Origin of the sequence: Flavobacterium sp. N502540 (assembly GCF_025947365.1) — a bacterium.
Taxonomy (GTDB): domain Bacteria; phylum Bacteroidota; class Bacteroidia; order Flavobacteriales; family Flavobacteriaceae; genus Flavobacterium.
Window position 1 is genome coordinate 518,016 of sequence record NZ_CP110012.1, and the last position, 21,027, is coordinate 539,042.

18 protein-coding genes are annotated in these 21,027 nt (G+C 36.0%); 11 read left to right on the forward strand and 7 right to left on the reverse strand.

The features are described from left to right. Nucleotides 1-195 precede the first annotated feature (195 nt). The 8 genes from OLM58_RS02305 (at nt 196) to OLM58_RS02340 (ending at nt 9,615) form a co-directional block, all read left to right on the forward strand. On the forward strand, nt 196-417 hold the full coding sequence (locus OLM58_RS02305; RefSeq protein WP_007138072.1) for a DUF2795 domain-containing protein: 222 nt from the start codon (nt 196-198) through the stop codon (nt 415-417). An 87-nt stretch (nt 418-504) separates the two neighbouring features. Next, nucleotides 505-3,846 carry a preprotein translocase subunit SecA gene (gene secA, locus OLM58_RS02310; RefSeq protein ID WP_264531047.1) on the forward strand — a complete coding sequence of 1,114 codons (3,342 nt, stop codon included), beginning with the start codon at nt 505-507 and terminating at the stop codon, nt 3,844-3,846. A gap of 240 nt (nt 3,847-4,086) precedes the next feature. Beyond that, entirely contained in the window at nt 4,087-4,431 is a 345-nt protein-coding gene (locus OLM58_RS02315) for a hypothetical protein (protein ID WP_264531048.1), read from the forward strand. A gap of 117 nt (nt 4,432-4,548) precedes the next feature. Beyond that, nucleotides 4,549-5,352, forward strand: a complete 804-nt coding sequence (locus OLM58_RS02320) for an MbnP family protein (protein ID WP_264531049.1) — start codon at nt 4,549-4,551, stop codon at nt 5,350-5,352. A gap of 231 nt (nt 5,353-5,583) precedes the next feature. Then, entirely contained in the window at nt 5,584-6,624 is a 1,041-nt protein-coding gene (locus tag OLM58_RS02325; RefSeq protein WP_264531050.1) for a cytochrome-c peroxidase, read from the forward strand. A gap of 166 nt (nt 6,625-6,790) precedes the next feature. Next, complete coding sequence (locus OLM58_RS02330) at nt 6,791-7,750, forward strand: transporter (RefSeq protein ID WP_264531051.1); 960 nt, start codon at nt 6,791-6,793, stop codon at nt 7,748-7,750. Nucleotides 7,751-8,104: 354 nt separating this feature from the next. Further along, the gene (locus tag OLM58_RS02335) at nt 8,105-8,740 is read left to right on the forward strand and encodes a DUF2306 domain-containing protein (protein ID WP_264531052.1); all 636 of its coding nucleotides are present in this window, start codon (nt 8,105-8,107) and stop codon (nt 8,738-8,740) included. Further along, nucleotides 8,737-9,615, forward strand: a complete 879-nt coding sequence (locus OLM58_RS02340) for a YARHG domain-containing protein (protein ID WP_264531053.1) — start codon at nt 8,737-8,739, stop codon at nt 9,613-9,615. Before OLM58_RS02335 ends, OLM58_RS02340 begins: the two co-directional genes overlap by 4 nt. A 221-nt stretch (nt 9,616-9,836) precedes the next feature. Here OLM58_RS02340 and OLM58_RS02345 read toward each other — a convergent pair whose 3' ends face one another. The 4 genes from OLM58_RS02345 to cysC all read right to left on the reverse strand — a co-directional run bounded on the left by OLM58_RS02345 (nt 9,837) and on the right by cysC (nt 12,882). Further along, nucleotides 9,837-10,499 carry a TrmH family RNA methyltransferase gene (locus OLM58_RS02345; protein ID WP_264531054.1) on the reverse strand — a complete coding sequence of 221 codons (663 nt, stop codon included), beginning with the start codon at nt 10,497-10,499 and terminating at the stop codon, nt 9,837-9,839. Nucleotides 10,500-10,564: 65 nt separating this feature from the next. Beyond that, the gene (locus OLM58_RS02350) at nt 10,565-11,533 is read right to left on the reverse strand and encodes a sulfotransferase family protein (protein WP_264531055.1); all 969 of its coding nucleotides are present in this window, start codon (nt 11,531-11,533) and stop codon (nt 10,565-10,567) included. A 13-nt stretch (nt 11,534-11,546) separates the two neighbouring features. Beyond that, entirely contained in the window at nt 11,547-12,227 is a 681-nt protein-coding gene (locus OLM58_RS02355; RefSeq protein WP_264531056.1) for an aspartyl/asparaginyl beta-hydroxylase domain-containing protein, read from the reverse strand. 121 nt (nt 12,228-12,348) lie between these two features. Further along, nucleotides 12,349-12,882 (reverse strand): adenylyl-sulfate kinase, encoded by a 534-nt coding sequence (cysC, locus tag OLM58_RS02360; RefSeq protein WP_264531057.1) that lies wholly within the window; start codon nt 12,880-12,882, stop codon nt 12,349-12,351. Between the two features lie 168 nt (nt 12,883-13,050). Between cysC and OLM58_RS02365 the strand changes: the two genes are divergently transcribed. The 3 genes from OLM58_RS02365 (at nt 13,051) to OLM58_RS02375 (ending at nt 17,702) form a co-directional block, all read left to right on the forward strand. Further along, the gene (locus OLM58_RS02365; RefSeq protein ID WP_264531058.1) at nt 13,051-13,749 is read left to right on the forward strand and encodes an SIR2 family NAD-dependent protein deacylase; all 699 of its coding nucleotides are present in this window, start codon (nt 13,051-13,053) and stop codon (nt 13,747-13,749) included. Between the two features lie 139 nt (nt 13,750-13,888). Continuing rightward, nucleotides 13,889-15,235: an adenylosuccinate lyase gene (gene purB / locus OLM58_RS02370; RefSeq protein WP_017495141.1), complete on the forward strand. Its 1,347-nt coding sequence runs from the start codon at nt 13,889-13,891 to the stop codon at nt 15,233-15,235. 229 nt (nt 15,236-15,464) lie between these two features. Then, nucleotides 15,465-17,702 carry a cation:proton antiporter gene (locus OLM58_RS02375; protein WP_264531059.1) on the forward strand — a complete coding sequence of 746 codons (2,238 nt, stop codon included), beginning with the start codon at nt 15,465-15,467 and terminating at the stop codon, nt 17,700-17,702. Nucleotides 17,703-17,784: 82 nt separating this feature from the next. Here OLM58_RS02375 and OLM58_RS02380 read toward each other — a convergent pair whose 3' ends face one another. The 3 genes from OLM58_RS02380 to OLM58_RS02390 all read right to left on the reverse strand — a co-directional run bounded on the left by OLM58_RS02380 (nt 17,785) and on the right by OLM58_RS02390 (nt 20,953). Beyond that, the gene (locus tag OLM58_RS02380) at nt 17,785-18,948 is read right to left on the reverse strand and encodes a chitinase (protein WP_264531060.1); all 1,164 of its coding nucleotides are present in this window, start codon (nt 18,946-18,948) and stop codon (nt 17,785-17,787) included. Nucleotides 18,949-18,957: 9 nt separating this feature from the next. Beyond that, complete coding sequence (locus tag OLM58_RS02385; protein ID WP_264531061.1) at nt 18,958-19,905, reverse strand: hypothetical protein; 948 nt, start codon at nt 19,903-19,905, stop codon at nt 18,958-18,960. Nucleotides 19,906-20,314: 409 nt separating this feature from the next. Continuing rightward, nucleotides 20,315-20,953 (reverse strand): peroxiredoxin, encoded by a 639-nt coding sequence (locus tag OLM58_RS02390; RefSeq protein WP_017495137.1) that lies wholly within the window; start codon nt 20,951-20,953, stop codon nt 20,315-20,317. Between the last annotated feature and the right edge of the window lie 74 nt (nt 20,954-21,027).

Here is a 21,027-nt window from a genome sequence, read left to right on the forward strand (position 1 = left end):
ACAGTATTCCATTGAAAAGCGAATTACTAAAAAAAGTAATTCAATCACAGTTTTCAACTCTCAGTACTCACTGTCAACTGTGACCGGAAACTGATAACTAACAAAGACGTTCTTAAATTTTATTAAAATAAATTAAATTTTACTTGTCTTTTTCAGTAAAAAATTTATTTTTGCACAAAACTAAACAGATAACAGATGTATTGGACATTAGAATTAGCATCTTATTTAAGTGATGCGCCATGGCCTGCTAACAAAGATGAACTTATTGACTACGCTATTAGAGCTGGTGCTCCATTAGAAGTAGTAGAAAACCTTCAGTCGATTGAAGACGAAGGCGAGATATATGAATCAATGGAAGAAATTTGGCCTGATTATCCAACAGACGAAGATTATCTTTGGAATGAGGATGAATATTAAAAAATAAACCAAAGGAAAAAGTCTCATCACCGAGGCTTTTTTTTTGGTTCAAATACACATTTACATAAAATAGAAATACAATAAATCATGAGTTTCATAAACAGTATTATTAAAGTCTTTGTAGGTGATAAATCACAGAAAGATGTCAAAGCTTTACAGCCTTACTTAAACAAAATTAAAACATTCGAAACCAGCTTAATGAGTTTGTCTCACGACGAATTAAGGGCCAGAACTGTATTTTTTAAGGAAAGAATAAAAGAAGCCAGAGCTGATAAAGATGCTAAAATTGCTTCGCTTAAAGCAGAAGTAGAAAACATCGAAGACATCGACAAAAGAGAAGATCTTTATGATGCGATTGATACTCTTGAAAAAGAAGCTTACGAAATCTCAGAAAAAACTTTATTGGAAATCCTTCCTGAAGCTTTCTCTGTAGTAAAAGAAACGGCAAGACGTTTCAAAGAAAACTCTCATATTGAAGTTACCGCAACTGCAAAAGACCGTGAATTTTCAGCAACAAAACCATACATTGTTATAGAGGGTGAAAAATCTGTCTGGGCTAACAAATGGAATGCTGCCGGAAAAGACATCACCTGGGACATGATTCACTATGATGTTCAGTTAATTGGTGGTATGGTGTTGCACGAAGGTAAAGTTGCCGAGATGCAAACGGGGGAAGGTAAAACTTTAGTAGCTACACTTCCACTATACTTAAATGCTTTGACCGGAAACGGAGTTCACTTAGTAACAGTGAATGATTATCTTGCCAAACGTGATAGTACATGGAAAGCACCTTTATTTGAATTCCACGGTTTAACTGTTGATTGTATCGATAATCACCAGCCAAGTACGGAACAAAGAAAGAAAGCATACGACGCCGATATCACTTACGGAACCAATAACGAATTTGGTTTTGACTATTTAAGAGATAACATGGCACATTCGCCAAGCGATTTAGTACAAAGAAAACACAACTATGCTATTGTCGATGAGGTCGATTCTGTATTGATTGATGATGCCAGAACACCACTTATTATTTCAGGACCGGTACCTCAGGGAGACCGTCATGAATTTAATGAACTGAAGCCAAAAATCGAAAACTTAGTAGCACAACAACGTCAGTTGGCAAATGGTTTCCTTGCTGAAGCAAAAAAATTAATCAAAGAAGGAAACACTAAAGAAGGTGGATTCTTATTGTTAAGAGCTTACAGAAGTTTACCTAAAAATAAAGCATTAATTAAATTTTTGAGTGAAGAAGGAATCAAACAATTGCTTCAAAAAACCGAAAATCAATACATGCAGGACAACAATCGCGAAATGCACAAAGTGGATGAAGCTTTGTATTTTGTAATTGAAGAAAAAAACAATCAGGTTGAATTGACGGATAATGGTATCCAATACCTTTCAGGAGATACTGATCCGGACTTTTTCGTACTTCCGGATATCGGAACTGAAATTGCCGCTATTGAAAAGCAAAAATTAGACAAAGATGGTGAAGCAGAAGCGAAAGAAAGATTATTCCAGGATTTTGGAGTAAAAAGCGAGCGTATTCACACTCTTACTCAACTTTTAAAAGCATACGCACTTTTTGAAAAAGATGTGGAATACGTAATCATGGACAACAAAATTATGATTGTCGATGAGCAAACAGGTCGTATCATGGATGGCCGTCGTTATTCTGATGGTTTACACCAGGCGATCGAAGCTAAAGAAAATGTAAAAATCGAAGCTGCTACACAAACTTTTGCAACTGTTACATTACAGAATTATTTCAGAATGTACAGCAAACTAGGTGGTATGACCGGTACAGCTGTTACAGAAGCTGGCGAGTTATGGCAGATTTACAAGTTAGACGTTGTTGAAATTCCAACCAACCGTCCGATTGCGAGACAAGATAAAGAAGATTATATCTACAAAACAACACGTGAAAAATTCAATGCTGTAATTGAAGACGTAACTGAATTATCAAATGCAGGAAGACCTGTTCTTATTGGAACAACTTCTGTAGAGATTTCAGAGTTGTTAAGCCGTATGTTGAAAATGAGAGGCGTTACACATAACGTTTTGAATGCTAAAATGCACAAACAAGAGGCACAAATTGTAGAAGAAGCGGGTAAAGCCGGAGTAGTAACGATTGCAACCAACATGGCTGGTCGTGGTACCGATATTAAATTAACACCGGAAGTAAAAGCTGCCGGAGGTTTAGCAATCGTGGGTACAGAGCGTCATGACTCTCGTCGTGTAGACAGACAGTTACGTGGTCGTGCAGGACGTCAGGGAGATCCGGGAAGTTCTCAGTTTTATGTTTCACTTGAAGACAACCTAATGCGTTTATTTGGTTCTGAAAGAGTAGCTAAAGTGATGGACAGAATGGGACTTCAGGAAGGTGAAGTAATTCAGCATTCTATGATGACGAAATCTATCGAGCGTGCACAGAAAAAAGTAGAAGAAAATAACTTTGGTGTTCGTAAACGTTTATTAGAATATGATGACGTAATGAACTCTCAACGTGAAGTAGTATACAAACGTCGTCGTCATGCTTTGTTTGGTGAGCGTTTGAAACTGGATATCGCAAACATGCTTTACGATACTTGTGAACTAATCGTAAGTCAGAATAAAGCAGCTAATGATTTCAAAACTTTCGAATTTGATCTGATCCGTTATTTCTCTATCACTTCTCCAATTTCTGAAGCTGATTTTACGAAATTATCAGACATCGAAATTACAGGAAAAATATACAAAGAGACTTTGGCTTTCTATACTGAAAAAACAGAAAGAAGCGCCAGAGAAGCTTTCCCAATCATTAAAGGAGTTTACGAAGAGCCAAACAATCATTTTGAGCGTATCGTAGTACCGTTTACAGACGGTATCAAAACACTGAATGTGGTAACTGATTTGAAAAAAGCATACGACAGCCAAGGAGCTCAGTTAATTGCCGATTTTGAGAAAAACATTACTCTTTCTATCGTTGATGAGGCCTGGAAAAAACACTTACGCAAAATGGACGAATTGAAACAATCAGTTCAATTGGCCGTTCACGAACAAAAAGATCCATTGCTTATTTACAAATTAGAAGCTTTCAATTTGTTCAGAGGAATGTTAGACAACGTTAACAGAGAAGTTATTTCATTCTTGTTCAAAGGTGATTTACCGGCTCAAAACGTTCCTGAAATTCATGAAGCTAAAGAAGTACGTCAAAAAGAAAACTTCAAATTAAGCAAAGACGAAATCGTAAACAGCGAAGAAATTAACCGTGAAGCCGGAGAAACACAACAGCGTCAGGTTACAGAAACGATTGTAAGAGATATGCCAAAAATCAACCGTAATGATACTGTAACCGTTCAGGAAGTTGCAACCGGCAAAACAGAAACAATGAAATTTAAAAAAGCGGAATCTTTAGTAGCCTCAGGCGAATGGGTTATCGTTAAATAATAACGAACTATCGTTTAATTAAGTAAACCCGACAGATTTAAAACCTGTCGGGTTTGTCTTTTTAAATCATCCGATTTACGAAAACAATTATCAAATCCGACAGGTTCTAAAAAACGTGTCGGATATTTTTTTGAAAAAAAACCAGTATTTGTTCGTTCAAAAAACGATTATAGTGTATTTTTGCATTCGAAACAACGAAATCTACTCTTGAAGAAGTTATTTACCATATTTCTTTCCTGTATGCTCCTAGTGCCCTCATTCGGCAGTTTTGTTGTTTATACCTCTTTCAAATTAAATCAGGACGAGATAGTAAAAACGATTTGTGTGCAGCGTAAATTAGTTTTTAACACCTGTAACGGTCGATGCGAACTTCAGAAAAGTTTAAAAAAATACGCCGACAACGAAAAGAAAATGCAAAACAACCTGAAAGAAAAATCAGAGATCGTTTACATTCAAAATACAACCACAGCCGATTTTAAATTAGTAGCACCAATAGAATCTAAAGCAAAAATTTATGCTTCTTTAGACCAAAAACCTATTTCGGTTTCCATCGCTACTTTTCACCCTCCTTCCTATTTTATATAATTTTTAAATCCCGTTTCAATACCAATTGAAATGATTTTTCATTGTACCTAAAAAACAATGAAAATGTGTTTGCGCACACCCAAAAATTTAAAATTACAATTATATAAAATTCTTAAAATGAAAAATACTTTATACAAAGCCCTTGCTATTGTAGCACTATCTATATCTTTATTCTCCTGTTCAAACGATGACAATAACGAAACTGTTTCAGGAAACGGAAACATCACTTTAAAATTCGACAATGCTTATGGCGCAAATGATCTTATTTTAAACACACAGGGCAATATAACTTCAAACAACGAAGTACTAAAAATCAACCTTGTAAAGTATATCGTGAGCAATGTTGTTTTCACAAAAGCGGACGGAACGACTTTTACCTATCCAAAAAGCAAAAGCTATTTTATTGCTGACGAATCTACTGCTGCCGGTCAGCAATTTAAACTAACAGATGTTCCTGCAGGTGATTATGTGAAAGTAAAATTCGGAATCGGAGTTGACGAAGCGCAGTGGAAACTGGGTGCTGCGGGTCAGGGAGATTTTCTTGCACAGGCAGATGCTGCCGGTATGATGTGGTCATGGGCTGCCGGATACAAATTCCTTGCCTTCGAAGGTACTTTTACCTCTGAAACGGTTACAACTGCTACGCCATTTATGATTCACACCGGAAAAACAGGAACAGATTACAACTACACTGAGGTAACTGTAGACTTTCCAACAAAAGCTTTGGTACGTTCTAACATTACTCCTGCTGTTCATATTATAACAGATCTTTCTAAAATAATTGACGGTCAGAACAAAATCAAACTTTCCGAAAACAATATGGGCGGTATGGGTGCAATGATTATGGGTGGTGCAAAACTGCCATTAATCACTCAAAACATTTCCACAATGTTTAGAGTTGACCACGTACACAACGATTAATTTATTTTTTAAGAAGTACTAAAATTTAGGCAAAACCTAAACAATCCACTATACCGTATCTTTTGTGTCCGCTAAAATGGACACAAGAGTATATTGGTAACGGAAAAAAAACATAGGTACTTCTGCAAATCAAAGAGTAATCCCGGTAAAATTTAGTTAATGCTTCTTTATGCGAATTCGCACAAGTAGCAATGAAAAAATACTCTTTACTCTTTTTACACTCAAAATATCATGCTGAAAATAAAATACTTTCTTTGGCTATTGATTCCGTTAGTATGGAGCTGTTCGAATGAGGAAGAAGAATATGTAAATATTCCTTTAGAATTTAAAGTCCCTTCCAATTTCCCCGCTTTAGCGTACAATATTGCTCAGAATCCTCCAACGGTAAAAGGATTCGAACTGGGCAAAAAACTATTCTATGACGGACGTTTAGCGTCAGACGGAGTTGTTTCCTGTGGCTTTTGTCACATACAGGCTAATGCCTTCACCCATCACGGACACACGGTTAGTCATGGTGTTAACGATGCTCAGGGAACACGAAATACACCACCAATTCAAAATCTGGCTTACCAGTCTATGTTTATGTACGATGGTTCTGCGGATCATTTGGACCTGCAGCCTATAATTCCGTTGACGAGTATTATAGAAATGAATGGGAATCTGAATGCCATTCTAAAAATGATGAAAGCCGACAAGGAATACCAAAAGTTATTTGGACAGGCTTTTACTGACAAAGAAATCTCAACCGAAAACATGCTGAAAGCACTTTCGCAGTTTATGGTTATGGTCACTTCTTCTAATTCAAAATTTGACAAATACAGACGTAAAGAAGCCGGTGGAACTTTAACTACAGACGAATTGGCAGGATATGATTTATTCAAAACAAAATGTGCTTCCTGCCATGCTACTGATTTACAAACCGATAATTCGTTTCGAAACAATGGCCTCGCTGTAAACCCAATGGTAAATGATGTCGGAAGATACAAAGTCACCGAACTGGCGAGCGATTATTACAAATTTAAAGTGCCCAGTTTACGAAATGTAGAAGTTTCCGGACCTTATATGCACGACGGACGATTTGGAACTCTGGAAGGTGTTCTGGATCACTATGCAAGAGGGATAGAATCCTCGCCAACTCTGGATCCGATATTAAAACAAAACGGAAAATTTGGAATCACACTTTCCGAAACCGATAAAAAGCAAATCATAGCATTTCTGAAAACACTGACCGATACGGAATATCTAACCGATAAACGTTTTGCAGAATTTTAAAAATACGGCCGCAGGTTATTGCTTTGCAGAAATGTATAAGCCGCGACAAAAAACATAATGAAAACCGAAGTCCTAGCCCCGATAGAGGCGGTATCCTTTTTGGGTGATTTTTCTTCACCCGAAAAGATAAAGCCGAAAGCGGGATTAGCTTCTAAAAATAATTAAAATGAAAAAGATAATAGTAATGTTCACCCTTTTGACTGGTTTATCAGCTTTTAGTTTTACTTCAAAAGATAGTATTTCTGCCTTCACTTTTCAGCGTATGGCTTTGATGGAAGATTTTGATTGTGATGCCTGTGGTTGTTCGGCAAGTGGCGGAAGCATGGGATTTAGCTCTATGCTGAACAATAATTTTGTAGGTCTGAGATATTTCAGACAAAGTTATACCAGCCGTGATGGAATCTTTGCAAACTCTCCCTGGATTGACGAAAATTTCAATACTGTTCAGGCATGGGCACGTATACCGATTACAGAAAAAGTACAAATTTCGGCATTGATTCCGTATCATTTTCATGAAAGACAATTAACTGCAGGAACTGAAAGTATTGCCGGTTTGGGTGATATTACAGTGATGGCTTTGTACACGGTTTTTGAAACTCAAAAAGACAGTACCGTTTTTACACATAAAATAAGCCTTGGCGGTGGTGTTAAAATTCCGACCGGAAAATTTACAGAAGCTAATAACGCAGGAAGTGTTAACCAAAGTTTTCAATTGGGAACCGGGAGCTGGGATTTTCCGTTGGCCACTGAGTATGTGGTAAAACGCAAAAATCTGGGACTAAATACGACGCTGAATTATATTTTTAAAACCCAAAACAACAAAAATTATCAGTACGGTGACCAATTTAATTATGCTGCCACTTTCTTTTATTTGTTTGATACAAAATCAATTCAGATTGTTCCGCAAGCCGGCCTGGCAGGCGAACTTTATCAAACCAATAAACAACATAATCTGAATTTACCCAATACTGCCGGCGATATTTTGTTTGGAAAATTTGGTCTCGAAGCCGGAAAAGACAAGTTTTCAATTGGTGTAAATGCGATGCTGCCAATTACTCAGAACCTATCAAATGGTAATATGGAAGCCAATTACAGATGGAGTATTAATTTGAATTATACTTTGTAAGAGGTTTTAAATCTCTGAGGTTCAAAGCTGCAAAGGTTCAAAGCTGCAAAGGTTCACAGGAGCAAAGGTTCACAGGAGCAAAGTTTTTTAACCACGACCCAAGCGATAGCGAACAGGCGAAGCAATTCACGAATGTTCTTTTTGAAAATTTATGATTTTGTAGAGGTTCAAAGCTGCAAAGGTTCAGAGGGACAAAGTTTTTTAGCCACGTATTCACGAATTTTCTAAAAAGTATTCGTGAATTCGTGGCTAATTTTTTAAAGGGAATTTTGAAAATAGCTAACCTAAATCGCTTTTACGATTGGGGATTTTTTTATATTTGGAAGCTAATAAATCCTTTACAAAAAAAAAAGATTGAAAAAGAATTTTCGGTTTTCATTGCAATTAATTTGGACTTTCCTTTTTAGTTACTTCTTTGTTTTAATGTTACAGCTGACATTACAATATGTTCCACTAAAAAAAAACATTGCATTTCTTCAAATCAAGCAGACTGAAGTTTCTGAAATTCCATTTTACATTACTTTCTTTTACATACATGTATATTCGGCAATTTTTGTTTTGCTCAGCGGATTTTTCCAATTCAGTGACACTCTATTAAAAAAATATCCTGCAACTCATCGAAGTATTGGAAAATTTTATGTTTTGACAGTGCTCTTTTTTAGTGCCCCGTCGGGATTATTTATCGGTCTTTTCGCCAACGGCGGACTTTTCGCTAAGATCTCTTTTGTTGCCTTGTCAATTTATTGGTTTTACTTCACTCTTAAAGGTTCTACTTCTATAAAAAACAAAAAGATTAAGCAACATAAGGCATTTATGTTACGAAGTTTTGCTCTAACCTTTTCTGCTGTAACATTACGTTTTTGGAAGGTTATTCTTGTATATTTGTTTCATCCCGCACCAATGGATTTGTATCAGATTATTGCTTGGCTGGGTTGGATCCCCAATTTATTAATCGTTGAGTATTATCTTTATAACCAATTAAAAAAATGAAAAACCTTTTTTGTCTACTAGTGTCAATATTACTTTTTTCCTGTAATTCTAAAGAGAAAAAAATAACAAAAGACATTACCAAAGATCTGCCTAAAGAAATCAGAACCGATTTATATGGCTCTTATGTAGGTGATTTTACAATTCTAGAACGCGATACCACAGGACCTGAAAAAGAAAATTATATCAATAAAATTAATATTGTCATCAAAAAAATCACATCCTCAAAAGTTATAGGACAAAGTATTGTTGCCGGAAACAGCAGACCTCTCACAGGTACAATGACGACAAAAGGAAGCACCCTTCGTTTTATACTTAAAGAACCTGGTGATGATAAAAATGACGGTGTTTTTGATTTTGAGATCAAAAATGACACTCTTTTAACCGGAATCTGGGTGGCCAATAATCCTAAAAAAGAAGTCTCTAAAAGGAAATTTGAACTTATTAAAAAAGAATTTAAGTATGATCCTAATGTGATGCTTCCGAAAGACGGAATGTATATTGATTATGAAAATCCAAGAGAAGAACAAGTAACCAATTTAGAGGGAGAAGAAGCTGAAACCTACATAGAAGCAGTATTCAGAGCAGCATCAGAAAGTATTATGACGATAAATTCGTCTACGCAAAAATTAAAAGAATCAGATTTAAAAAATTTAAAAAAAATTGATTTAGAGATTCTAAGAAACACCATTTTCGCAAGACATGGACTGACTTTTAAAACAAAAACAGTTCGTCAGTTTTTTGATAGTGTAGAATGGTATATTCCTGTTTCAGACAACGTAAACAATGAACTAACCAGTACCGAAAAAGATAACATTGTATTATTAAAACGCTTTGAAAAATACGCCGAAGACAATTATGATTCTTTTGGAAGATGATTTTGTAGAGGTACAAAGCTTCAAAGGCTCAGAGTTGCAAAGTTTTTAGCCACGAATTCACGAATGCTTTTAAAAATTCGTGAATTCGTGGCTATTTTTTTTATCTGCTATTATCTTCAAAAGGTTCAAAGCGGCAAAGGCTCAGAGGAGCAAAGTTTTTTTTGCTCTGAATTCAAGAATACATTTTTACTAAAATTCGTGAATTCGTGGCTAACTATTTTTTATCGGGGATTATCCTCATAATATCTGGCTTCGATTCGTTTAATATCTTTGATGGAGTTTTTAGCCCAAAGTAAACGTTTCTCCAGGATTTCCTCATCTGACAATTGCCATTTGATATCTGAATTTCGCAATCGGTTGGTCAGGTTTTGAATAATGATGGCTGCCGAAACGGAAATATTTAAACTTTCTGTAAAACCTACCATCGGAATTTTAAGAAAACCATCTGCTTTTTCCAGAATTTCAGGAGATAATCCGTCTTTTTCAGTTCCAAAAAATAAGGCACTTGGTTTTGTGATATCGAAATCCTGAATTAAGCAATCATTTTCATGCGGAGTTGTCGCAATAATTTGATATCCTTGGTTTCGCAAAGAAGTTATACAGCCATCTACGGTATCAAAACGATTGATATCAACCCATTTTTGTGCCCCCAGAGCGATTTCTTTATCGATTCTTTTTCCGAAACGCTGCTCAATAATATTAAGTTCCTGAATCCCGAAAACCTCACAGCTGCGCATTACGGCACTTGTATTGTGCATCTGAAAAACATCTTCTACAGCAACTGTAAAATGCTTGGTGCGATTGGCCAGAACATCCAAAAATCGTTCTTTGCGATTGTCTGTTAATATATTTTCAAGGAAAGCGAGGTAATCTAAATCAATCATTTCAATCTTAATTTGCCACAAAAATACATTTTAAATAAAACAGAAAGAAAAAATAAAAACTATTTTCAAGTTGTTACATCCTCCAGAAGAATATTCTCCAGCTTTTTATGCAAACTGTTTACCAATGTCAAATCGACCTCCAGAACTTCTTCTTTGAACGAATCGCCTTTAAAAACGGCATTTTCATTTTTAGAGTGTCTGTTGAGTCTTTCATACATTTTTTCAAGTTCATCGGTACTGTAATCAATATTAATAAAAGATATGAACTTTTCGATGACGCTTTTCATACCATCGTTATAATTGAGTTTTACGACATTCTGATCTGTTTCATAAAAATCCAGAAAACCCTGAAAATACTTCCCTAAGACCAAGGCTCCATATTGCTGGAAACTGATCTCGCTAATTTCTTTAGCAGAGATTCCAAAAACATCAGGTGGCAATAAATTCGGAACCATGTGCATCCCCATCATTTTTTGATGCGATTTTAAGACTTCACCCGGATTTCTAAAAAGCAAAGCAAAAGGCAGCCCGGAAAATATTGACCTCAGATATCCGGCTTTAAAAATATGCCAGGCATCTAATTTTACAATTAAATTCTTTTGCTCCGGAAATCTTTTTTGACCTAAGAATTTCAAAGCCGATTGTAAAAGCTCGCTTTTTTTATCTGTTCCAAAATTATGACTTCTTAAAATTTCATCGATAAGAGGTGCTTCCGAAATCATAATATTCTCTTTCGAAGTTGCCAGCGATTGACTCAGCATTGTAGAACCACATCGGGACACATGAAATACGAGTGATTTTAGATCTGCCGAAACTAATTCGTTTGACCAGTCTACTAAATTTTCTACCCTACTAACAATTTTAAATGATGTTGAATTATAAGCATGACTTTTACATTTCGAAATGGTTTCATCAAAAAAAGGATCGACATATCTTTTATCCGCCAGGTACAGCCATTCCAGATAAACTTCATTTTCTTTTTCTATTAACTTATAGGGAATCCAATTTAGTAAAGGATGATTCATGTTTTCCATTTTTCGGCATTTATTATGATTGTAAATCGGCAATAATCTGAGCTCCTGCTGCCGACGGGTTTCGGGAAAGTTCTGCAATAATCTGCTGTTTTACCTCATCAGAATATTGTTCTTTTTTTGGAGTATAATGAATATCAAAGCCCATTTCAGCAAACAATTGATCGGACCAGTCATTTCGCAGACAATCCAACGTAAGATGAATACGTGCCTCGGAACTTTTATTCTCCACACTGTGCGGCAGCTGAAAATTAGCGTACCAGCACTCTCCTATTTTCATGGGAACCAATTTTTTATCTACATAAAAAAGTACCTCAGAATTTGTAATTATAGGAACGTGAATTCTAAAAAAACCTTCTTCGTATGAGGTATCGTTATCTGTATGTTCTTTTATTTTGCTTTGAGGGCCTAACCTTAATAATCGTACGGCTTCCTTTTCGCACTGAAACCAATCCATGATCTCTTTAAAGTAATGACATCTGTCTAATAACTCTGTATTTTTATAACTTTTATTCGCAAAAGAGGTAATATCGTTTATCAAACCCGACTGTGACCTTAAGGATACACTTGTCCAATTACCGCTATAATCACCTGTGTTAAAGTGAGGCGTCCATAGATCATTTTCACATATTTCAAGGTCTTTTTGTAGTTTATCTATCGAAAAAGAAACTGGGAGTTTACTCGAAGAAGGGTTCATAGGCATTAAAAAATTAAATTAGACAGTATACTTTGGGGCTTGTAAATATAAAAAATTACAAACGCTTTATCATCAAAGAAATAAGTAAAATAAATACAATTCGGAAACCCGATTTTAAAGGTTAAACCAAATCAGGTAAACTGTTTAAAATAAAATGATACAGTTTATGAGTCGAAACAGGAACGGTTTCTATATCGGTTTTCAGCACTAAATCTGCTTGTAGCGGAGTTTCAAAAATATCGCTTATTCCTGTAAAATTCTTTATTTTATCAGGATCATTATCCGATAATAATGCTTTTTTATACAGTCCTTTAGGATCTCTTTCGATTAAATTATCGATCGAACAATCTAAATATACAGTTCTGACAAATTCATGATTGCGCAATTCGTTTCTCAGATTTTCATATGGATTTATAACTGACATCAAAACGATCGTGTCTGATACAACAAAATTTCGTCCGACATTAAAAAGACGTCTGACATTTTCACAGCGGTCTTCTTTAGAAAATCCCAGATCTTTACAGATGGTTTTCCGATATACATCACCATCAATTATCTCGACTTTATACTTTTTTTCGATTAAAAGCTGTCGAACATTTTCAGCTAATGTTGTTTTACCCGAACCCGATAATCCCGTAAATTGTATTAAAATCATTTTAAAACTCTTTTCTTTTATTGCTCACTAAAACTAGATAATTTGTAAGACCGAAACAATAAGTATAAATACGCTTTTATCGGTTATCTAAACTATAAAAAAATGGTAATGCAGCTATTCCGAAACTAAATGAGGAAATCACTATTTTTATCCTTTAATTACAATACAATGAAAAAGAAATTAGTGGTTTTAACCGGAGCCGGGATTAGTGCTGAAAGCGGGATCAAAACTTTTCGTGACAGTGATGGTTTATGGGAAGGTCATGATGTGATGGAAGTTGCCACTCCTGAAGGATGGAGAAAAAATCAGGAATTGGTTCTGGACTTTTACAACAAAAGACGCCAGCAGCTTAAGGAGGTAGAACCCAATTCAGGGCATACCATTCTAGCCGAATTAGAACGTGATTTTGATGTGCACATCATCACTCAAAATGTAGACAATTTACACGAACGTGCCGGAAGCACCAAAGTCCTGCATTTACATGGAGAATTACTAAAGGTACGAAGCACTCAAAATCGCAATTTAATTCTAGACTGGGCAGAAGACCTTTATACCGGTGATCTGGACCAAAACGGACATCAGCTTCGTCCTCATATTGTATGGTTTGGCGAAGACGTTCCTGCTCTTGAAGAAGCCATCGACATTACCGAAACAGCCGATTATTTTGCCGTTATCGGAACATCGTTACAAGTATATCCCGCGGCAGGATTAATTTCATACACTCCCTCTGTCACACCTGTTTTCTATATTGATCCAAATCCAATCAGCATCCCAAACCTCCGTAATAAAGTAGAAGTAATTGCCGAAGTAGCTTCAAAAGGTGTAGCAACTTTAAGAGATCGTTTAGAATCTGGCTTTAATTTTTAAGTTCTTAGTGATTAGTCCTTAGTCCATAGCCTCAAGAATAAAACAAACAACTAAGGACTAATCACTAAAGACTAAGAACTATCCTTTTTTATCCACAAATTCTGTTTATATTTGTGCCTTTCGAACAAACAACATAACAATGACTACTTTAAACGAATTGAATGCTATATCTCCAATTGACGGAAGATATAGAAATAAAACCCTTTCATTAGCGCCATTTTTCTCTGAGGAAGCTTTAATCAAATACCGTGTACTGGTTGAAATTGAATATTTCATCGCTTTATGCGAGGTACCTTTACCACAGCTTTCAGACGTAAATCCTGATCTATTTGAAAGTTTAAGAAACATCTATAAAAATTTCTCTACTGAAGATGCTCTTTGGATTAAAGAAACCGAAAAAGTAACCAATCACGACGTAAAAGCCGTAGAATACTTTATCAAAGATGCTTTCGAAAAACTGGGTTTATCTCAATACAAAGAATTCATTCACTTCGGATTAACTTCTCAGGATATTAACAACACTGCGATTCCGCTTTCAACAAAAGAAGCGTTTGAGCAGGTTTATATGCCATCGTTGATTGCTTTAATTTCTAAATTGAAAGAACTAAGCGTAGAATGGGCCGCTATTCCAATGTTGGCACGCACACACGGACAGCCTGCTTCACCTACTCGTTTAGGAAAAGAAATTTTAGTTTTTGTAGAGCGTTTAGAAGAACAAATGCGTTTGTTGTTTAATATTCCGTTTGCGGCTAAATTTGGCGGTGCAACCGGAAATTACAACGCACATCATGTAGCTTACCCACAAATCGACTGGAAACAGTTTGGTAATAAATTTGTAGAAACGGATCTTGGTTTACACCACTCCTTCCCTACCACTCAAATCGAACATTATGACCATTTTGCTGCATTTTTCGATGCTTTAAAAAGAATCAATACGATCATTATCGATTTAGATCGCGATATCTGGACCTATGTTTCGATGGATTATTTCAAACAAAAAATCAAAGCAGGAGAAATTGGTTCCTCTGCTATGCCCCATAAAGTAAACCCTATTGATTTCGAAAATTCAGAAGGAAACTTAGGGATTGCGAATGCTATTTTTGAGCATTTAGCCGCAAAATTACCGGTTTCGAGATTGCAGCGTGATTTAACAGACAGCACCGTTTTACGTAATATCGGAGTTCCAATGGGACATACCATTATTGCTTTTGAAGCTTCTCTTAAAGGTTTAAACAAACTATTGCTGAATGAAGCCAAATTTGCTGAAGATTTAGAGAAAAACTGGGCTGTTGTAGCCGAAGCAATTCAAACAATCCTTCGTCGTGAGGCTTATCCAAATCCGTATGAAGCCTTGAAAGGTTTAACCAGAACAAATGAAGCAATTGACAAAAATGCCATTCATAATTTTATTGCAACTTTAGAAGTTTCTGATGCTGTCAGAGCCGAATTATTAGCCATTACCCCTAGTAATTATGTGGGAATTTAAAGAAAACCTAAAATATTTTCTCAAAAAAAGCTATCTTTATCGATAGCTTTTTTTATTTACAAATTGTATTAAAAAAATTAGTCCTGCTGATTCACTCCACTTTTATTTTTCAAAGGAGTTCAGTGAATTTATTTGCCATGAAAAACTGTTATTTCCAAACGCCGTATCTTTTTTAGCAAAACACTGAAACAAAAAGCCGGATGATTTTCTTAACAAAAAACACTACTCTATGATCGCATTAAACGCCGCCACCGCATCTACCCACCACTTACAACCTTTAATTAGCGACTTAGGTCTCATCCTGCTGACTGCAGGGATTGCTGTTCTGTTGTTTAGACTAATCAAGCAGCCTCTGGTTTTAGGATATCTAATTGCGGGTTTTTTGGCCGGAAATCATTTTGATTTCTTTCCTACCATTACTGAAATGAAAAGTGTTGAAGTTTGGGCAGAAATTGGTGTAATAGTTTTACTATTTAGCTTAGGTCTTGAATTTAGTTTTAAAAAGCTAATGAAAGTTGGCGGAACCGCTTCTATAACGGCTATTACCCAAATTATAACGATGGTCGTCATGGGTTATATGGTCGGGCGCTGGATGGGCTGGGAACAGATGGATAGTATCTTCTTAGGGGTCATCCTCTCTATTTCTTCAACAACCATTATCCTGAAAACCTTTGATGAACTAGGCGTAAAAGCTCAAAAATTTGCCGGAATTGTAATCGGGTCTTTAATTGTGCAGGATCTTGTTGCTATTTTGATGATGGTATTACTTTCAACCATTGCAGTAAGTCAGCAATTTTCAGGAAGTGAACTGATGATGTCTGTACTAAAACTGATTTTCTTCCTGACTGTATGGTTTCTGGGTGGAATCTTTTTTATTCCAACCTTACTTAAAAAAGCCAAACATTTACTAACGGATGAAATGCTGCTGATTATTTCGCTTGCCCTTTGTTTAACAATGGTAAGTTTTGCCGCAAATGTAGGTTTCTCACCTGCTTTGGGTGCTTTTATCATGGGATCTATCATTGCCGAAACTACTCAGGCAGAACACATCGAACATCTTATAAAACCCGTAAAAGATTTATTTGGAGCTATTTTCTTTGTATCAGTTGGAATGCTTATCGACCCTAAAATGTTATACACGCATGCACTGCCAGTTGCTATTTTAACTTTTGTGACGATCATAGGCCAGTCTGTCAGTTCGACTATTGGTGCATTACTGGCCGGACAACCTTTAAAACAATCTGTACAAACAGGGATGAGTTTATCTCAAATCGGGGAGTTTTCGTTTATCATTGCTACATTGGGAATGACACTAAATGTAACCAGCTCCTTTTTATATCCGGTAGTGGTTGCTGTTTCGGCCATCACTACTTTTACAACGCCGTTTATGGTCAAATATGCCGTGCCATTTTCTGATTTTCTGGAACGAAAACTTCCTAAAAGATGGGTTAAAAACATCAATCGTTACAGTGTCAATGCACAGGCAATAAAATCCGTAAGTGTTTGGCAAAAAGTGCTTAATGCTTATATCATTCAAATCGTTCTGCACACTATTATTATCACAGCAATTATTTTATTATCGGTAAAATTTGTTGCGCCTTTAGTTGCAGAAACAAGATTCGGAAATGCATTGGCGGCTCTTATCACTCTGGTCATTATTGCGCCGTTCTTATGGGCACTCTCCCTTCGAAGAGTGGCAGTAGAAGAAGTCGATTCTTTATGGGAAGAACGAAAATACCGTGGTGCAATATTGATGCTGATTCTGATTAGAATGAGTCTCGGATTGTTCTTAATTGGATTTTTACTAAACATCTTCTTCTCTCCTTTAGTTGCCTTTATTGCTTTGGTTATTGCCATCGTAGTCTATCAAATATTCCCTAAAAAATTAAACGAACAATACCATAAAATTGAAAGTCATTTTCTTAAAAATTTAAATGATCGCGAAAACAAAAAAATCGATAGACGTTACGCTAATTTAATGCCATGGGACGGTCACATGTCTTTTTTTGATATTGGGACAGAATCTAATTTAGTGGGTAAAACTTTAGAAGAACTGCGTATTCGGGAATCAATGGGAATCAATATTGCTTACATCAAACGAGGAGATATTACAATTCCAATTCCAACTAAAAATGAGCGTCTGTTCCCCGGTGATGAAATTTGTGTTATTGGTACCGATGCTCAGGTTACTGAATTCAATAAATACCTCAATCAAAATGAAATCGAGGCTCCGGAAAAAGTAGCAGAAACGGATATTGTTTTACGCCAATTTGAAGTCTCTCCCGAAGATTTTGTACAAAAAAGCATTGGTCAATTCCGTACAAAAACCAATGGTATGGTGGTTGGAATTGAGCGAAATGGGAATAGGCTTCTGAATCCCGAATCAAGCTTAATTTTAGAAAAAAATGATATTCTTTGGGTTGTAGGAGATAAAAAGAAAATGGCCGAATTGGTCAAAAGTCACTAAGATTCTGAGATCCCAAGAAAAAAAGCTCCATACAAAAAAATGTTTGGAGCTTTTTTATATTCTGTTTCAACCAGATAATACCTTATTTAAACGGTTGCATTTTATCGCATTGACATTCGCAATTAGGATCGCTGGTGTTAAGAACCGTTAAATATCTTTGATAAAAACCTCTTCTTGATTGTGTTTTATCACTATCTGCTTTATTGCATTCTAAAGCACCATTGATAATATTAATCGTCGCTCCAAAACCGGGTTTACGTCCCTCATTAATATCCTGTTGGGTTGGCAACCACTGACCAACCATTACAGCATGACACGAAGGTTTAGGAGCCTGTGGTGTCATCCAAAACCATATGGCAGTCTGGAACGCCAAAGCCGCATCTTTGACTACATTTTCAGGATTTTTAAGCAGTACGTTTTTATCTGCATATAAAAATTCACTTATCTGTCCATAATTATAGTTCCAACTCAACTGTATGGGTCCTCGCCCATGGTAGGATTTCTTTGCCACTGGGGGATAATTCACGTTATTCTCCTCTCTGTAACCTGTCGTGCTATTTTCATCATAGCCTACCTCTTCACGAAAGTGCAAGCCCCATGAATAGGCTCCTCCTGGTGCCGTTGACCAGCCCCCCGTAGTTTCATGAGATATATTAGCAAGAAAAGCGGCTAGTTCTCTTTTTCGTACTTCCAAAGAACCAATGCTTATAAAATCTGCATAATCAACTTCTTGTCTAACTACGGTATTATTGTTCCAGGAAGCACTGAAATCAGCATCTTCTTTAATCACTTTTGTCTCATTGGTCGATTTTTTAGTACGGGTTATTTTCTGAAACCAACCTTTTCTTTCGATAACAACCTTTAGGTCTGCCATAAGATCAACTGCTTTCATTAGCGCATCGTAGGTATAAAAATCTTTTGAAGGATTCACTATCCAGTTATTGCTCTGCTCTGCTCCGTAACGATAAGGGAACAACTCCAGAAATTGCTGTTTACTTATAAGGTCTTTAAGCCCTGCATTATTCCCTGGGCTATTTGGAGTATCCGGCTTTGGAAGTTCTTCATCAGGTTTAGGATTTTCCGTCGTAGGATCCTTCTTTTCCTCCAAATTATCATGACTACAAGAAAATAGCACGGAAGAGACACAAAATAAAACAGGCAAAAAGGCAAGTGGCGTATACTTCATTAATAAGGTTTGTTTTTTTGTAACATTGCCTTTACAATTCGTATTGTATTTTTTAGTCATAATTCAATTTTATTTTTTGGATTTATCCAAATTACCTATGGTTAACGTTAGCAATCCCCTGCTTTTATTATACAAATTCTGATAGCCTGTAGTGACTCCTTGTGCAGGTGTACGGGTGACATTAGCAATTTGATCTTTGTATGATTTTATTTCGGCATCTGTCAGAGTTGTGGGATTCATGACTACCAAAAGCGATTTAAAACTTTTTTGCGAATTAGTACTGTTCGGAATTCTTGTTTTATTGGTAAAACGGGGATCATTATAAATAGCCAGACTCTCGGCATCTTTAATTTCCGAGGCGGGAATCGCTCCTGCAAGATACAATTCAATATCAGCAATGTTATTGGATACTCCGCTTAGTATTCCTTTTACTTTATCCCAATGGTATGCATAATCTTGCGGAACGGCATAATTGGCCCATCGGTGAAACATCTCATGTAAAATAGGTCCTCCCTGAATATTATTTAGATAAAGAAAATAAACTCCTTGCAGTTTACCCGCAGAACCATAATCTTTTGTATTGTCTGACAGACTAAGTCCGATACCCTGTGTATCATTTTTCACCCTTTGATAAATACCATAAGGCATTCCAGCAGGAGGAGTACTTGTTGCATTATTTAATACGATCACAATAAAATCAAAATCATCTTTCAAAACCGGATAAATTTCAGTTTTACAAAGCGTTTTAAGTTTTTCTACGGTCGCTGTTTCATCTACCGTATGACTGTTCCAGTAATTAAAATCGTCTTGTGATAATTTTAAAATTCCAAACGTATTGGAGGATTCTATACTCAGGTTTGTGGTAACAGCTGGTGGAGGTGTCTGTGTCTCGGGATCTGTAGTCTCAGGTGTCTTTGATTCAGAATCAACAGGACTATCTCCCTTATCACAGCTATTGAAAAGAAATAGCATAATTACGAGCGAACCGATCGTTTTTAAGTTTGTTTTAGAAATCATATTATTTTGGGGTTTAATTACTTTTTTTCGAATACCATAAGGATGTTGCTTTTATTATCGATTCTCACAAACTGAAAATTAGATTCAAACCTTTTGGTGTAATTCAGATTTCAATCGTAACCAATATAAAGAATCCCTTATTTAAGCATTCATACAGCGAACTTACAATACAAATCTTTTATTGCGAAAAACAATTCAATAGTTGGTAACTTTCGTTTCATAAGCGGAGCATTAATCACTTTTCGCATCTACTTTAAACAGTATAATCCTAAAATTATTATTCGATTCCGGAATCCGGAAAAAATAAAGATTCCGAACCTTTAAGAAAAAACTCTTAAAAACTCGGAATCTTTATTAAATCGCAATGACTAAAAAAATAAGTCCCTCAGGACCTTAGTCTCTCAGAACCTTACTTATTAGGTTGCGGTGTGATACGCAAATAAGGTTTTATTGGTGTGTATCCTTTTGGAAATTTCGCAGGAATATCACTATCCGGAACAGCTGGTGTAATCACCACATCTTCTCCGTCTTTCCAGTTGGCGGGAGTGGCTACACTATAATTGGCCGTTAATTGCAAACTGTCTATAACACGTAGTAACTCGTCAAAATTTCTTCCGGTTGAAGCCGGATAGGTTAAAGTAAGTTTGATCTTTTTATCGGCACCCACTACAAATACAGAACGCACTGTAAATTTATCACTTGCATTTGGATGCAGCATATCGTATAAAGTCGCAATTCTTTTATCCTCATCTGCAATGATTGGAAAATTAACCGTTGTATTCTGAGTTTCGTTAATGTCCTTGATCCACTCTAAATGTGAGTCTAAACCATCTACACTTAACGCGATAACTTTTGTATTTCTTTTGGTAAATTCCGGAAGGTAATTGGCAACTGTTCCTAATTCGGTAGTACAAACCGGAGTGAAGTCTGAAGGATGCGAAAATAAAACACCCCAGGAATCACCTAACCATTCATGAAATTTAACTGGCCCTTCGGTTGTTTCTGCATGAAAATCCGGAGCAATATCTCCTAATCTTAATGTTGACATAATAATATATTTTTTAGTTTCTCTAAAATTAGTCAAAAAAAGCACAAAGAAAACACCGATTTTCTAAAAAAAAG